General features: G+C 56.0%; 13 protein-coding genes and 1 riboswitch. Of the genes, 5 read left to right on the top strand and 8 right to left on the bottom strand.

The window, feature by feature from the left end; genetic code table 11:
• Nucleotides 1-245 (bottom strand): TonB-dependent receptor plug domain-containing protein (locus RTK32_RS01905; protein ID WP_312041842.1); only part of this gene is annotated, 245 nt, incomplete at its 3' end.
• A 65-nt stretch (nucleotides 246-310) separates the two neighbouring features.
• Nucleotides 311-487: riboswitch (cobalamin riboswitch) on the bottom strand.
• A 123-nt stretch (nucleotides 488-610) separates the two neighbouring features.
• Between RTK32_RS01905 and trmA the strand changes: the two genes are divergently transcribed.
• Nucleotides 611-1711, top strand: a complete 1101-nt coding sequence (trmA, locus tag RTK32_RS01910) for a tRNA (uridine(54)-C5)-methyltransferase TrmA (RefSeq protein WP_312041843.1) — start codon at nucleotides 611-613, stop codon at nucleotides 1709-1711.
• Between the two features lie 60 nt (nucleotides 1712-1771).
• On the opposite strand, the gene RTK32_RS01915 is transcribed toward trmA, so the two are convergent.
• Nucleotides 1772-2125 (bottom strand): YijD family membrane protein, encoded by a 354-nt coding sequence (locus RTK32_RS01915; protein ID WP_312041844.1) that lies wholly within the window; start codon nucleotides 2123-2125, stop codon nucleotides 1772-1774.
• Between the two features lie 9 nt (nucleotides 2126-2134).
• Nucleotides 2135-2776, bottom strand: a complete 642-nt coding sequence (fabR, locus tag RTK32_RS01920) for an HTH-type transcriptional repressor FabR (protein WP_312041862.1) — start codon at nucleotides 2774-2776, stop codon at nucleotides 2135-2137.
• 202 nt (nucleotides 2777-2978) lie between these two features.
• Between fabR and sthA the strand changes: the two genes are divergently transcribed.
• Nucleotides 2979-4379, top strand: a complete 1401-nt coding sequence (sthA, locus tag RTK32_RS01925) for a Si-specific NAD(P)(+) transhydrogenase (RefSeq protein ID WP_312041845.1) — start codon at nucleotides 2979-2981, stop codon at nucleotides 4377-4379.
• Here sthA and oxyR read toward each other — a convergent pair.
• A complete protein-coding gene (gene oxyR / locus RTK32_RS01930; RefSeq protein WP_312041846.1) occupies nucleotides 4362-5279 on the bottom strand; it encodes a DNA-binding transcriptional regulator OxyR in 918 nt (305 codons plus the stop codon). The two genes, sthA and oxyR, sit on opposite strands and share 18 nt — an antisense overlap.
• Before the next feature lie 127 nt (nucleotides 5280-5406).
• Here oxyR and RTK32_RS01935 point away from each other — a divergent pair, with 127 nt between their 5' ends.
• The gene (locus RTK32_RS01935; protein ID WP_125290556.1) at nucleotides 5407-6138 is read left to right on the top strand and encodes a glutathione peroxidase; all 732 of its coding nucleotides are present in this window, start codon (nucleotides 5407-5409) and stop codon (nucleotides 6136-6138) included.
• A gap of 100 nt (nucleotides 6139-6238) precedes the next feature.
• Here RTK32_RS01935 and argH read toward each other — a convergent pair whose 3' ends face one another.
• The 4 genes from argH to argC form a co-directional block, all read right to left on the bottom strand.
• Complete coding sequence (argH, locus tag RTK32_RS01940; protein ID WP_312041847.1) at nucleotides 6239-7612, bottom strand: argininosuccinate lyase; 1374 nt, start codon at nucleotides 7610-7612, stop codon at nucleotides 6239-6241.
• A gap of 78 nt (nucleotides 7613-7690) precedes the next feature.
• Nucleotides 7691-8905, bottom strand: coding sequence for an argininosuccinate synthase (locus RTK32_RS01945; RefSeq protein WP_312041848.1), 1215 nt, complete (start codon nucleotides 8903-8905; stop codon nucleotides 7691-7693).
• A gap of 19 nt (nucleotides 8906-8924) precedes the next feature.
• On the bottom strand, nucleotides 8925-9701 hold the full coding sequence (argB, locus tag RTK32_RS01950) for an acetylglutamate kinase (protein ID WP_312041849.1): 777 nt from the start codon (nucleotides 9699-9701) through the stop codon (nucleotides 8925-8927).
• A 15-nt stretch (nucleotides 9702-9716) separates the two neighbouring features.
• Complete coding sequence (gene argC, locus RTK32_RS01955) at nucleotides 9717-10721, bottom strand: N-acetyl-gamma-glutamyl-phosphate reductase (RefSeq protein ID WP_312041850.1); 1005 nt, start codon at nucleotides 10719-10721, stop codon at nucleotides 9717-9719.
• A 171-nt stretch (nucleotides 10722-10892) separates the two neighbouring features.
• On the opposite strand from argC, the gene argE reads away from it, so the two are divergent.
• Both argE and ppc read left to right on the top strand, forming a co-directional pair.
• Complete coding sequence (gene argE, locus RTK32_RS01960; RefSeq protein ID WP_312041851.1) at nucleotides 10893-12044, top strand: acetylornithine deacetylase; 1152 nt, start codon at nucleotides 10893-10895, stop codon at nucleotides 12042-12044.
• Nucleotides 12045-12281: 237 nt separating this feature from the next.
• Nucleotides 12282-14933, top strand: coding sequence for a phosphoenolpyruvate carboxylase (gene ppc / locus RTK32_RS01965; protein WP_312041852.1), 2652 nt, complete (start codon nucleotides 12282-12284; stop codon nucleotides 14931-14933).
• The last annotated feature ends 7 nt before the right edge of the window (nucleotides 14934-14940 follow it).

Raw genomic sequence — 14940 nt, forward strand, 5'->3', positions numbered from 1 at the left:
CCGCCGTTTCGCGCAATATCCACGCCCGGCAGGCGACGCATGACATCGGCAATGCTTTTCGACTGCCAGCGATCTATCTCCTCACGCGTTACCACCGTGGTGGGCGCCAGTGCGGAAGAAACGGGTTGTGTAAAACGGTTTGCGGTAGTGACCAACGTGCTTTCGGCATCCTGCGCAAAACCATATTGCGCCCAGAGGGAAAGTGCCGTAGCGCTGAAGGCGAACAGCTTCGGTGTTGTTATCATGGTGTCAAAGCATCCGGTAAATCAGGCAGATGCCGCAGGCATACGAGAAAGCACGCGCTCGTAAGAGTTGCGACGTAATCACCGGCAGGTCTTCGGGCTCGGAATCATGAAACGGTGCAGACTTCCCGTATTAACACAGTGTCTGGCACCCACGACGACATTCCATACCGCTGCGCGTCAGCTCCAGCTTTGCACTGGATTCCCTTTTAACTTATTGAAAGGCCGGCAGCGCATTTTATGTTTAACGCCTACGGCGATCCAGACGTTTGCGCGCCCAAACGCCGCCAGAACCGGACAACGCTGGACATTGTGCGACGGATGCCTACAATCGCAGGGTTTTTAAGGCCCTTAACCCAGGAAAGACCATGACTCCCGAACAGCTGCCGATCGAACACTACGACGCCCAACTGGAAGAGAAAGTAGGCCGTCTGCAAACGCTGATGGTTCCTTTTACCGCTCAGGACGTTGAAGTCTTTCGTTCGCCAGTCAGCCACTATCGTATGCGCGCTGAGTTTCGGATCTGGCACGATGGCGACGACCTTTATCATATTATTTTTGACCAGCAGACGCGCCAGCGTATCCGGGTCGACAGTTTTCCGGCAGCCAGCGAACTGATTAATCAGCTGATGCCTCGCCTGATGGATGCCGTTCGCGATAAGCCGGTACTGCGCCATAAGCTGTTCCAGATTGACTACCTCTCTACCCTGAGCAAGCAGATTGTCGTTTCCCTGCTTTATCACCGTGCGTTGACGGACGAATGGCAACAGGCTGCCACGGCCCTGCGTGACGAGCTACGGGCGGAAGGCTTCGATCTGCATCTGATTGGTCGCGCAACCAAAACGAAAATCTGTCTGGATCAGGATTTTGTGGATGAGCGCCTGCCGGTAGCCGGAAAAGAGCTTATTTATCGTCAGGTGGAGAACAGCTTTACCCAGCCGAACGCGGCGATGAACATTAAGATGCTGGAGTGGGCGCTTGACGTGACCAGGGACGCCAGCGGCGATCTGCTGGAGCTGTACTGCGGTAACGGTAACTTTTCTTTAGCGCTGGCACGCAATTTCCGGCGCGTACTGGCGACCGAGATTGCCAAACCTTCTGTGGCTTCCGCTCAGTATAATATTGCCGTTAACCATATAGAGAACGTGCAGATTATTCGCATGGCCGCAGAAGAGTTTACTCAGGCGATGAACGGCACGCGTCAGTTTAACCGTCTGGAAGGCATCGATCTCAGCAGCTACGAGTGTGAAACTATTTTTGTCGATCCCCCGCGCAGCGGGCTGGATGAAGAAACGGTAAAAATGGTGCAGGCTTACCCGCGCATCCTTTATATCTCCTGCAATCCGCAGACGCTGTGTGACAACCTGGCCACGCTTTCCGCTACCCATGATGTTGAACGTCTGGCGCTGTTTGACCAGTTCCCCTATACCCATCATATGGAATGCGGCGTGCTGCTGACGCGGCGCTAAATAAAAAAGAGCGATGCCCGGCATCGCTCTTTTTGTTGCTGTTCACTGTACCGCCGGACGTTAACCGCCCCTGCGCGCCCGCAGCTTGAGGCCAATCCAGAAGATCAGCGCAACCATTAAAATAGTCTGCACGAAGTTAGAGCCAAGCTCCGGATATTCTGCCCGGACAATCGCACTGTAAACCAGAATACCCAGCAGGAAAAACGCAGCGGCGAGGGAAGGCATTCCGTCCGGCATTGCGCGGTTAAGATAGCGCTGATGCAAACACCAGGCGGAAAGGCCCAGGGCGATAAGCGGGAAAACAGAAAATGGGACTATCGAACTAAACAGCACTGAAAACGAACCGTTAATAGATAGTCCGGTCAGAAAGGCCAGTAGCAGCGTGCCCTTATCCCGGCCAGTCGCTAAACTCATCTCACTCTCCTAATCATGGGAGCCTGACGACACCGCCAGCCGCTCCTGTTCGCGTCGATACCAGTAGTAAGCGCCTTTCGAGATCATACGTAGCTGCAATACCAGCCGCTCTTCCAGCTGGCGTCGCTGCGCCACGTCAATATCCAGCGCCTCGGCCCCGGCATTAAAAACGATAATGACCATCGCCTCCGCCTGCGCCTCGGTAAAGCTGCGCGGCATACGATTTTCAATTTCAAGATAGTCTGCCAGTTCAGCGATAAAGTGCTGGATTTCGCGGGCTACCGCGGCGCGAAACGCGGCTGAAGTACCGGAGCGCTCACGCAAAAGCAGGCGGAAAGCATTGGGGTTGTTACCGATGAACTCCATAAAGGTGGAGACCGAGGTGCGGATCACGCTGCCGCCTTTAGCGATACGCTGGCGCGCCTGTCGCATCAGCTGGCGCAGCATCAGGCCGCTCTCATCCACCATTGTCAGCCCAAGCTCATCCACGTCGCGAAAATGACGATAAAAGGACGTCGGGGCGATGCCCGCTTCCCTGGCGACTTCCCTCAGGCTCAGGCTGGCAAAACTGCGTTCGGCACTCAGCTGGCTGAATGCCGCTTCGATCAGCGACCGCCGTGTCCGTTCTTTTTGCTGTGCTCTGACGCCCATGTTTGTCATGTTTGTGCCTGTTTTGACTGCCAGATTTGCACTATATCAAACTTTTCAGCGTACAGCGGTATCAACTTTGTGAACGCCTGTTAACCCTTCACTTTGTCAATAAATGGCAAATCGAACAGTTAAAATTGGGAACCCGCTCACGAGATGTTAGAATAAAGTTGAAAATTTGTATAAGAATATAGGACGTATTGGTATGCAACAGTCTTATGATTATGACGCCATTGTTATTGGTTCCGGCCCCGGCGGCGAAGGCGCGGCGATGGGCCTGGTCAAACAAGGCGCCCGTATTGCCGTGATCGAGCGCTACCACAATATCGGCGGCGGTTGTACCCACTGGGGAACTATCCCCTCAAAAGCGCTACGCCACGCCGTCAGCCGCATTATTGAATTTAATCAAAATCCGCTTTATAGCGACCACACTCGCCTTTTGCGCTCATCTTTTGCGGATATCCTGAACCATACGGAAAACGTTATCAGCCAGCAAACGCGCATGCGCCAGGGTTTTTACGAGCGCAACCGCTGCCAGCTGTATCAGGGCGATGCCCGTTTCGTGGATGCCAACACTATCGAAATTGTTACGCATGACGGTAGCGTGGAAAGACTGACTGCGGAAAAATTTGTTATCGCCTGCGGCTCACGTCCTTATCATCCGGTAGACGTAGATTTTACCCATCCGCGCATTTACGACAGTGACTCTATTCTCAATCTGCATCATGAACCTGGCCACGTCATTATTTATGGTGCGGGCGTGATTGGCTGTGAATATGCGTCGATCTTCCGTGGTCTGAACGTAAAAGTTGACCTGATTAATACCCGCGATCACCTGCTGGCGTTCCTCGATCAGGAGATTTCCGATTCGCTTTCTTATCACTTCTGGAACAGCGGCGTTGTTATCCGCCATAACGAAGAGTTCGAGAAAATCGAAGGCGTTAGCGATGGCGTTATTATGCACCTGAAGTCCGGCAAAAAAGTGAAAGCCGACTGTCTGCTGTATGCCAACGGCCGTACCGGGAACACCGACGAGCTGGGGCTGGAAAACGTCGGGCTGGAAGCAGACGGACGTGGCCTGCTGAAGGTCAACAGCATGTATCAAACCGCTCAACCGCATATTTATGCCGTTGGCGATGTGATCGGTTATCCGAGCCTGGCTTCCGCCGCTTACGATCAGGGCCGCATCGCTGCACAGGCGCTGATGAAAGGCGAAGCGAACGCACACCTGATTGAAGATATCCCAACCGGTATCTATACCATTCCGGAAATCAGTTCAGTCGGTAAAACGGAGCAGCAGCTGACGGCTATGAAGGTGCCGTACGAAGTGGGTCGCGCACAATTTAAGCATCTGGCACGCGCGCAGATTGTGGGCATGAATGTCGGCAGTCTGAAGATCCTTTTTCACCGTGAAACCAAAGAGATCCTCGGGATCCACTGCTTTGGCGAACGCGCTGCCGAAATCATTCATATCGGCCAGGCCATCATGGAGCAGAAAAACGGCGGCAACACGATCGAATACTTCGTGAATACCACCTTTAACTATCCCACCATGGCCGAAGCCTACCGGGTGGCTGCGCTAAACGGGCTAAACCGCCTGTTTTAACGTGTTGCTCATATAACCCTGCATATGGGTGCGGATCGCCTCTGCCAGCTGCTCATAGCGGCCGCGCAGCGGCGAGCCGGGCCGGTAAACCAGCGCGATAGTGCGCTGCGGTTCCGGCTTATAGCAGGGCAGATAACAGACGCCGTCCCGTACACGCTCTTTCGGCACGGCCAGCGCGGGCAGTAGCGTAATGCCGCTGCCTGCCGCCACCATATTGCGCAGCGTTTCCAGACTGGTCGCGCGAAAATGCGTATCTTCGTCCGCCCCGGCCTGGAAGCAGAAGCCCATAGCCTGATCGCGCAGGCAATGGCCGTCTTCCAGCATCAGTAGCTTCTCCCCCGCCAAATCCGACATCGGGACGCGATCGCGATCGTGCCATGGGTGATCCTGATAGATCGCCAACTTCATCGGCTCATCGAATAGCGGTACCTCGATAAAGGCTTCTGACTCTTTCACTAAAGCCAGGATTGCGCAGTCCAGCTTGCCGCTGTCCAACTGGGCCAGCAGCTGCTGCGTTTGTGCCTCGTGCAGATACATCTCCAGCTTGGGAAACGTTTTATGCAGCGTCGGGATAATTTGCGGCAGCAGGTAAGGTCCCACGGTTGGGATCAGGCCGATATGCAGCGGCCCGGACATGGCCTCGCCCTGCTGGCTGGCCATCTCCTTCAGTACCTTGACCTCGCGCAGTACGGTGCGCGCCTGATCGACCAGCAACAGGCCAGCCTGAGTGAAAAGGACTTTACGGCTGGTGCGTTCTAACAGCATAACGCCCAGTTCATCTTCCAGCTTGCGGATCTGCCCGCTGAGCGTAGGTTGACTGACGTGGCAGGAATCCGCTGCCCGTCGGAAATGCCGATGTTCAGCCAACGCTACCAGATACTCAAGATCGCGAATATTCATCTTTTCCTCCGAGCCACGATAGTTCGTGGCGATAGATAGGATAGCAATCAACGATTAGCCCTATCAAGTGCAGATGGTAATAATGTCCCCCGTTCGAGAGATGAGTCACCTAATTAAGAGGTAGTTTATGTTTGCAAGTCAGGAAGGTAAGTCAGTCCCACAGGTCACGTTCCACACACGTCAGGGCGACAGCTGGGTAGACGTCACGACTGACGAGCTGTTTAAAGACAAAACTGTCATCGTGTTCTCTTTGCCAGGCGCATTCACGCCAACCTGTTCATCCAGCCATCTGCCGCGCTATAACGAGCTGTCAGACGTTTTCAAAAAACATGGCGTGGACAACATTCTGTGCGTATCGGTCAATGACACTTTCGTTATGAACGCGTGGAAAGCCGATCAGCATGCTAACAACATTACGTTTATCCCGGATGGCAACGGCGATTTCACTCGCGGCATGGAAATGCTGGTCGAGAAAGCGGATCTGGGCTTTGGTCCACGCTCATGGCGCTACTCCATGCTGGTTCGCAACGGCGTGGTAGAGAAAATGTTTGTTGAACCAAACAAGCCGGGCGACCCGTTTGAAGTCTCTGATGCCGATACCATGCTGCGCTACCTGGCGCCGGAATTTAAGGTGCAGGAGTCCGTCTCGCTGTTTACCAAACCGGGCTGCCCGTTCTGCGCTAAAGCCAAGCAGATGCTGCTGGATCGTGGTATTCAGTACGAAGAAATCGTGCTGGGTCAGGATGCTACCACCGTTAGCCTGCGCGCCGTCACCGGTCGTGCAACCGTTCCTCAGGTCTTCATCGGTGGACGCCACATCGGCGGCAGCGACGATCTGGAACAGTTCTTTTTAGCCTGAGAATTAAGAAGGCGAGCCACTGCCCGCCCTCTTATGTGCCTAAAATTAATAAGATAAGTCGAAACTACGTTGGCGGGCCTGATGCCCGCCTTTTTTTGGCTTACGCCAGCCGGTTTTTCGCGTCAGTAATAGCCAGCGACACCTGATGGGGAGACACGCCTCCCTTCGCGTTGCGCTTGTCCAGACAGGACTGTAACGACAGAACGGGATAAACATCCGCACCAATCGCCTCACTATACTGCTGTAACTCCTCCAGCTTCAGCGCTTCCAGCGCCACACCTTTGCCGATGGCCGCTACCACCACTTCGCCTACGATATGGTGTGCTTCGCGGAACGGGACGCCTTTAACCACCAGATAATCAGCCAGTTCGGTCGCGTTGGCATAGCCCTGCTCTGCCGCTTCCTGGCAGCGCGGACGCTTCACCTGGATGCCGTCCAGCACCAGCGCCGCCATATGCAGACAGTCTGACCAGGTATCCAGCGCATCGAACAGCCCTTCTTTGTCTTCCTGCATATCTTTGTTGTAGGCCAACGGCAGGCCTTTCAGCGTCATCATCATGCCGGTCAGCGCGCCTTGGACACGGCCACACTTGCCGCGGATCAACTCCAGCGCATCGGGATTTTTCTTCTGCGGCATCAGTGAAGAGCCAGAAGTGACCTTATCGGACAGCTCTACAAAGCCAGATTCGCCGGTATTGAAGAAAATCAGATCTTCAGCAAAGCGCGAAAGATGCACCATGCCGATAGAGGCGTCGGAGAGCAGTTCCAGCACGTGGTCGCGGTCGGAAACGGTGTCCAGGCTGTTGCGCGTGGCACAAGCAAAGCCCAGCCAGCTGGCCAACTGCTCGCGGTCAATCTCGTAAGCCGTGCCGGCCAGCGCGCCGCAGCCCAGTGGGCTGACGTCCAGACGTTTCAGTGTATCCTGCAGGCGGCTTTCATCACGCGCCAGCATCTCTACATAAGCCAGGCACCAGTGTGCAAAGGTCACCGGCTGGGCGCGCTGCAAATGGGTATAGCCCGGCATGACCGCATCCTGATTCGCTTCCGCCGTTGCCACCAGCGCCTGCTGCAGCTGACGCGTGGCGCTCAGCAGCTCGCTGACCTGCGCTTTACACCAGAGTTTCAGATCGGTAGCCACCTGATCGTTACGGCTGCGCCCGGTATGCAGCTTTTTGCCCAGCGCACCCACTTTCTCAATCAGACGACCTTCCACATAGCTGTGAATATCTTCCGCGTCGCTTTCCAGAATCTGCTGTGGATTCGCGCGCACTTCTTCAAGCAGCACGTTCAGCGCGCCTTCCAGCTGCTGCTGCTCTTCTGCGGTCAGCACGTTGACCGTCACCAGGGCTTTGGACCAGGCTACGGATCCGACAATGTCCTGCTCTGCCAGACGATAGTCAAAGCGCAGCGAGTCATTAAACAGTTTAAAACGTTGATCTGCTGCCTGAGTAAACCGTCCACCCCAAAGTGCCATGTCAGTGCTCCCTTAAATTCGTTGAGTTTTTTCAAAAGGCGGCCTGCGCCGCCTGATTACACCCGGCAAACTACCGGTTTACTTTTTCTCGTTCAGTGCACGGATACGTGAAGAGAGTGAGAACAGACGGATAAAGCCGCCCGCGTGACGATGGTCATACACTTCGTCTTCGCCGAAGGTAGCAAACTCTTCTGAATAGAGGCTGTTAGCGGATTTCTTCTGGGTAGCCGTTACCTGCCCTTTGTAGAGCTGCAGCACCACTTCACCGTTGACTTCTTCCGCCAGCGATTCGGCTGCGGCCTGGATAGATTTACGCAGCGGGGCGAACCAGCGGCCGTCGTACACCACGTAGGACATCTCATGCCCCAGCTGCTCGCGCCATTTAAAGCTATCGCGATCCAGAACCAGCTGCTCAACCGCCCGCAGCGCGTTGACCATAATGGTGCCACCAGGGGTTTCGTAGCAGCCGCGAGACTTAATGCCCACCAGACGGTTTTCCACGATATCAATACGGCCTACGCCGTGCTTAGCACCGATAACATTCAGTTTTTCCAGACAGCCGAACGGGCTCAGCGCCTCGCCATTTACGGCAACCACGCGGCCTTTCTCGACGGATACCGTCACCTGCTCAGGCTGGTCCGGTGCTTCCAGCGGATCGACAGTCCAGACCCAGCAATCTTTGTTCGGCGCGTTCCATGGGCTTTCCAGCACGCCGCCTTCGGTAGAGATATGCCAGGCGTTTTCGTCACGGCTGTAGATTTTTTCCAGCGACGCGGTGGTCGGAATATTGCGCTCTTTCAGGTAGTCCAGCAGCGCTTCACGGGAACGCAGGTTCCACTCACGCCAGGGCGCGACGACTTTCAGCTGCGGTGCCAGCGCGGTGTAGGTGGTTTCGAAACGCACCTGGTCATTACCTTTACCGGTCGCGCCGTGGCACAGCGCATCCGCGCCAACTTTCAGTGCCAGTTCCACCTGCGCTTTGGCGATGATTGGACGCGCCATTGACGTACCCAGCAAATAAGTGCCTTCATACAGCGCGCCGGTTTGCAGCACGGGATAGACATAATCGCTGATAAACTCTTCACGCAGATCCACTACGTGGCACTCGGAAGCGCCGGACTGGAGCGCTTTCTGCTCAACACCTTCCAGATCGCCACGTTCCTGGCCAATATCGGCCACAAAAGCCACCACTTCACAGCCGCCATAGTTCTCTTTCAGCCATGGAATGATCGCGGAGGTATCCAGACCGCCAGAGTAAGCCAGAACGATTTTTTTGATGCTTTTATCTTGCATTGTCTTTTCCTTGAACCGGTTAAGCGAGGATCCGGGTGCCAATCGACACGCCGTTAAATAGGGTTGGCAGCCGCTCGGCATGGCGCCAGCTGGCAATATCCACCGGGCGGCCCAGCGTGCGGGCGGCATCCAGCGCAGCGTTAACTTTAACAATCATGCCGTCAGTAATGATGCCCTGCGCGATCAGCTGTTCCGCCAGTGCGGCAGTCATCTCTTCAATGCGCTGGCCTTTGCCGTCCAGAATGCCGCTGACGTCGGAAAGCAGGACCAGATCGGCGCCCAGCGTCGAGGCCAGCGCGGTAGCAGCCTGATCGGCATTGACGTTCATCAGCTTACCGTCTTCAGTAATGCCGATAGAGCTGATCACCGGCAGGAAGCCTGCGTCCAGCAGCATATTAATGAGTTTAGGGTTGCCAGGCGTCGCCTGCCCTACATGCCCCAGCTCTTCATCAAAAGCCGCCACGTTAACGCTGCCGCCGTCGCCCAGGCACAGGCCAACGGCATCAATGCCGTGTTTTTTCGACCAGGCCAGCAGCGTTTTATTGGCGGTGCCCGCCAGTGCGCCGGTAATGATATCGATCTGATCGGCTGGCGTTACGCGCAGGCCATTTTTCTTTTTCACCGGCAGCGCCAGCTTCTTCATCAGTTCGTCGACCAGGCAGCCGCCGCCGTGAACGATCAGCAGTGGCCGCTGGTGGGTTTCGCGGTACGCTACCAGCGCGTCAAACAGGCGGGCCAGCGCCTCTTCACTATCCAGCAACACGCCGCCGAGTTTAATAATTAAAGGATTGGTCATGGGCTTTCTCACTGATTAAATAAGCGACTGCGTTTCCGGGAAACCGAAACGAATATTCATACACTGCACCGCCTGCGATGACGCGCCTTTCAGCAGGTTATCCTCTGCCGAGACGATAATCGCGTGCTCACCCTGCACCGCAAAGCCAATATCACAAAACGGCAGGCCAACCACGCCTTTGATCGACGGCACGCCTTTATCATAGACACGCACCAGCGGTTTATCGTGGTAGGCGTTATGGAAAACTTCCGCCACGTCCTCACGTGTCACGCCTGCTTTCAGCCGACAGGTGGTGGTCGCCAGGATACCGCGCGGGAAGTTGCCCAGGTGCGGCGTGAAGATGACCGGTACGCCAAGGTGCGCGGCGATTTCCGGCTGGTGCCGATGGGTGAAAATACCGTAGGGCTGCAGGCTGACTTCACAAAAGCTGGTGGTAACGGACGCTTTGCGCCCCGCGCCGCTGACGCCGCTGGTGGCGTTGATGACCGGCCACTGCGCTTCGTTCAGCAGATCCGCTTCAATCAGCGGCTTCAGTGCCAGCTGGGCGGCGGTCGGGTAGCAGCCCGGCACGGCAATCAGCTGCGCTTCTTTTAATGGGTTCTGCTGCCATTCCGCCAGGCCATAAACGGCTTTTTCCAGCCAGGCTTTATGTTGATGCGGGAAGCCGTAATAGTCGGTGAAGAAGCTTTCGTCGTTAACACGAAACGCCGCGGACAAATCGAATACCACGCAGCCAGCGGCCAGGAATTCAGGCGCCAGATCGTGGCTCACTTCGTGCGCCGTCGCCAGGAAGACGACGTCCACTTTGTCGGCGAACTCCGCCGCGTTCGCCAGCGGATGCAGCGGGATGTCCATAATCCCTTTCAGCTGTGGATGCAGATCGGACAGCAATTTTCCTGCGTCAGGGCTTTGCGCCGATACCGCTAAAGCGGTTATGTTCACCTGAGGGTGACGATTCAGGTAAGTCGCAAGCTCTACGCCAGCATAGCCACTGGCACCAACAATCAGCGTATTTAACATCGGGCACCTTATAACGGTCTCGGGTTGGGGGCGACGGCTTTACGCCGTATTCCCACGCGGTTAGCGCCGGATATGCAGGAAATTTGGTTTCCATCCCCACGCCATTAATGTATTTTTATTCACTATTAATGCATGAATATTGATACTATCCTAACGCAAGGACTGTCAACAGTGAAGACAAAATTACCGCCTTTTATTGAGCTTTACCGTGAGTTGATTGCCACGCCGTCCATCAGCGCCACCGACAGCGCGATGGATCAGAGTAATGAAGCTTTAATCAGTTTGCTGGCAGGCTGGTTTCGCGATCTCGGCTTTGAGGTGGAAGTCCAGCCGGTTCCCGGCACGCGCCATAAATTTAATATGCTGGCCCGGACTGGCGACGGCGCTGGCGGCCTGCTGCTGGCCGGTCATAGCGACACCGTACCGTTCGACGACGGCCGTTGGACGCGCGATCCCTTTACGCTGGCCGAGCACGATAACAAGCTGTATGGCCTGGGGACCGCCGATATGAAAGGTTTCTTCGCCTTTATCCTTGATGCGCTGCGCGATGTTGACGTGAAGAAGTTGACGAAACCGCTCTACGTGCTGGCAACGGCCGACGAAGAAACCTCAATGGCGGGTGCGAAATATTTTTCTGAAAACGCCACCGTGCGGCCCGACTGCGCCATTATCGGCGAGCCCACCTCGCTTCAACCGGTACACGCGCACAAAGGACACATGTCGAACGTTGTCCGCATTGAGGGCCAGTCCGGCCACTCCAGCGATCCTTCACGCGGCGTCAACGCCATTGAACTGATGCATGAATCGATTACGCAGCTGATGGCGCTGCGCAATACGTTGAAAACACGTTATCACCACGACGGCTTCGCCATTCCTTATCCCACCATGAATTTTGGTCACATCAACGGGGGTGATGCCGCTAACCGCATTTGTGCCTGTTGTGAATTGCATATGGATCTACGGCCGCTGCCGGGCATGACCCTAAACGAACTGGAGGGCTTGATTAACGAGGCGTTGACCCCCGTCAGCGAACGCTGGCCCGGCCGCGTCAACGTCAGTCAGCTGCATCCGCCCATCCCTGGTTATGAATGCCCTGCCGACCATCGGCTGGTGAAAGTCGTGGAAAAGCTGCTGGGGACGGAAACCAGCATCGTGAACTACTGCACAGAGGCGCCGTTTATTCAGGAGATCTGCCCGACGTTAGTCTTAGGGCCGGGATCGATTAACCAGGCGCATCAGCCGGATGAATATCTTGATACCGCGTTTATTAAACCTACCCGCGAGCTCATTACGCAGGTTGTGCAGCATTTTTGTTATCACTGAGTGAAACGCGGGGCATTTGGCTGGTTAAAAGGCCTTTTACCCCGGCTTTATTCCCTGTTTCACGATAAGAATAACTTATCCCGCTACACCCTTGTTAAATTTCTTAAATTACCGCTAGTTAGCCACAGGTTCGTGCGCGTTTAAGTCAATTGACGGATGGCAGGGAACGTGGCTAGATAAAAGGCAATGTTATACCGGCGACGGTAGAGAGTGATAAAAATAACGGTCAGGGGTCATATGAACGAACAATATTCCGCAATGCGAAGTAACGTCAGTATGCTCGGCAAACTCCTCGGGGATACGATTAAGGATGCGCTTGGCGAGAACATCCTGGAACGGGTGGAAACCATCCGTAAACTCTCCAAGTCGTCCCGCGCGGGAAACGATGCCCACCGTAAAGAGCTGCTTACCACGCTGCAAAATCTATCCAATGATGAACTGTTACCGGTTGCGCGTGCCTTCAGCCAGTTTCTGAACCTGACCAACGTTGCCGAGCAGTACCACACTATTTCCCCCAAAGGCGAAGGCGCCAGTCATCAGGAACTATTGACGAAAACGTTTGAACGCCTGAAGCAACAGCCCAATCTGACCGAAGCGAACATTCGCGAGGCTATTGAATCCCTGTCTCTGGAACTGGTCCTGACGGCGCACCCGACGGAGATTACCCGCCGCACGCTGATCCACAAGCTGGTTGAGGTCAACAGCTGTCTGAAGCAGCTGGATCACAACGATCTTTCTGACTACGACCGATCGCAGATTATGCGCCGCCTGCGCCAGCTGGTTGCGCAGGCCTGGCATACGGACGAAATCCGTAAATATCGTCCGACGCCGGTCGATGAAGCTAAATGGGGCTTTGCGGTAGTAGAAAACAGCCTGTGGGAAGGCGTTCCGGCCTTTCTGCGCGAGCTGTACGAACAGGTAGAAGCGTCGTTTGGCGTAAAGCTGCCGGTGGACTTTGTGCCGGTGACGTTTACGTCATGGATGGGCGGCGACCGTGACGGCAACCCGAATGTGACGGCTAAAATTACGCGCCATGTGCTGCAATTAAGCCGCTGGAAAGCCACCGATCTGTTCCTGCGCGATATCGCCGTGCTGGTTTCCGAGCTATCGATGTCGGAATGTACGCCAGACGTCCGCGAACTGTGCGGCAATCCGGAGGCGCTGGAACCTTACCGCGAAATCATGAAAAACCTGCGCGCCCAGCTGCTGGCAACTCAGGCCTATCTGGAATGCCGTCTGAAGGGCGAGCGGCCTGCCCGTCCCGATAATTTGCTGATCTCTAACGAGCAGCTTTGGGATCCGCTCTACGCCTGTTATCAGTCATTGCAGGCCTGCGGCATGGGCATTATCGCCAACGGCCAGCTGCTGGATACGCTGCGCCGCGTCAAATGCTTCGGCGTGCCGCTGGTGCGCATCGATCTGCGCCAGGAGAGCACACGCCATACCGACGCCATTGCGGAAATCACCCGCTATTTAGGCCTGGGCGACTACGCCAGCTGGTCGGAAGCCGATAAACAGGCATTCCTGATCGGTGAGCTGACCTCTAAACGTCCGCTGCTGCCGCGTCAGTGGGAGCCGAGCGCCGAGACGCAGGAAGTGCTGGATACCTGCCGCGTGGCGGCGGAAGTGCCGAAAGGCTCCATTGCCGCTTACGTTATCTCCATGGCGAAAACGCCTTCCGACGTGCTGGCAGTACATTTGCTGCTTAAAGAGGCGGGTATCCCCTTCGCCATGCCGGTCGCACCGCTGTTTGAAACTCTGGACGACCTGAACAACGCCAACGACGTGATGCGTCAGCTGCTGGATATCGACTGGTATCGCGGCTTTATCAAAGGCAAGCAGATGGTGATGATTGGCTACTCCGACTCGGCAAAAGATGCGGGCGTGATGGCGGCCAGCTGGGCGCAGTATCAGGCACAGGATGCGCTGATCAAAACCTGTGAAAAGGCGGGCATCGCGCTGACGCTGTTTCACGGACGCGGCGGCACTATTGGCCGTGGTGGTGCACCGGCCCATGCGGCACTGCTTTCCCAACCACCGGGCAGCCTGAAAGGCGGCCTGCGCGTCACCGAGCAGGGTGAAATGATCCGCTTTAAATATGGCCTGCCGGAAGTCACCATCAGTAGCCTGACGCTGTATACCGGCGCAATCCTTGAGGCCAACCTGCTGCCACCGCCGGAGCCGGAAGCCGCCTGGTGCAGCATTATGGATCAGCTTTCCGCGGATTCATGCGAGATGTATCGGGGCTACGTGCGGGAAAACGCCGACTTTGTGCCCTATTTCCGTTCGGCTACGCCGGAGCAGGAACTGGGCAAGCTGCCGCTGGGTTCCCGTCCGGCCAAGCGGCGCCCCACTGGCGGAGTGGAGTCGCTGCGGGCGATACCCTGGATCTTTGCCTGGACGCAAAACCGCCTGATGCTGCCAGCATGGCTGGGTGCCGGTGCAGCGCTGCAAAAAGCGATGCAGGCGGGCCATCAGGATCAGCTGGAGGCCATGTGCCGCAACTGGCCCTTCTTCTCAACGCGTCTGGGCATGTTGGAAATGGTATTTGCCAAAGCGGACCTGTGGCTGGCCGAATATTACGATCAGCGGCTGGTGGATCACACTCTGTGGCCACTGGGCAGGCAGCTGCGCGACCAGCTGGCTTCCGATATCAAAGCGGTGCTGACCATCGCCAACGATGCGCATTTGATGGCTGACCTGCCATGGATCGCTGAATCCATCGCGCTGCGCAACGTTTATACCGATCCGCTGAACGTGCTGCAGGCCGAGCTGCTGCACCGCTCCCGCCTGCAGGACATCAACGGTGAGGAGCCGGACCCGTACGTGGAGCAGGCACTCATGGTGACCATTGCCGGGGTCGCGGCGGGAATGCGTAATACGGGCTAACGCTTGA

Source organism: Erwinia sp. (assembly GCF_031978025.1).
Lineage (GTDB): Bacteria > Pseudomonadota > Gammaproteobacteria > Enterobacterales > Enterobacteriaceae > Erwinia.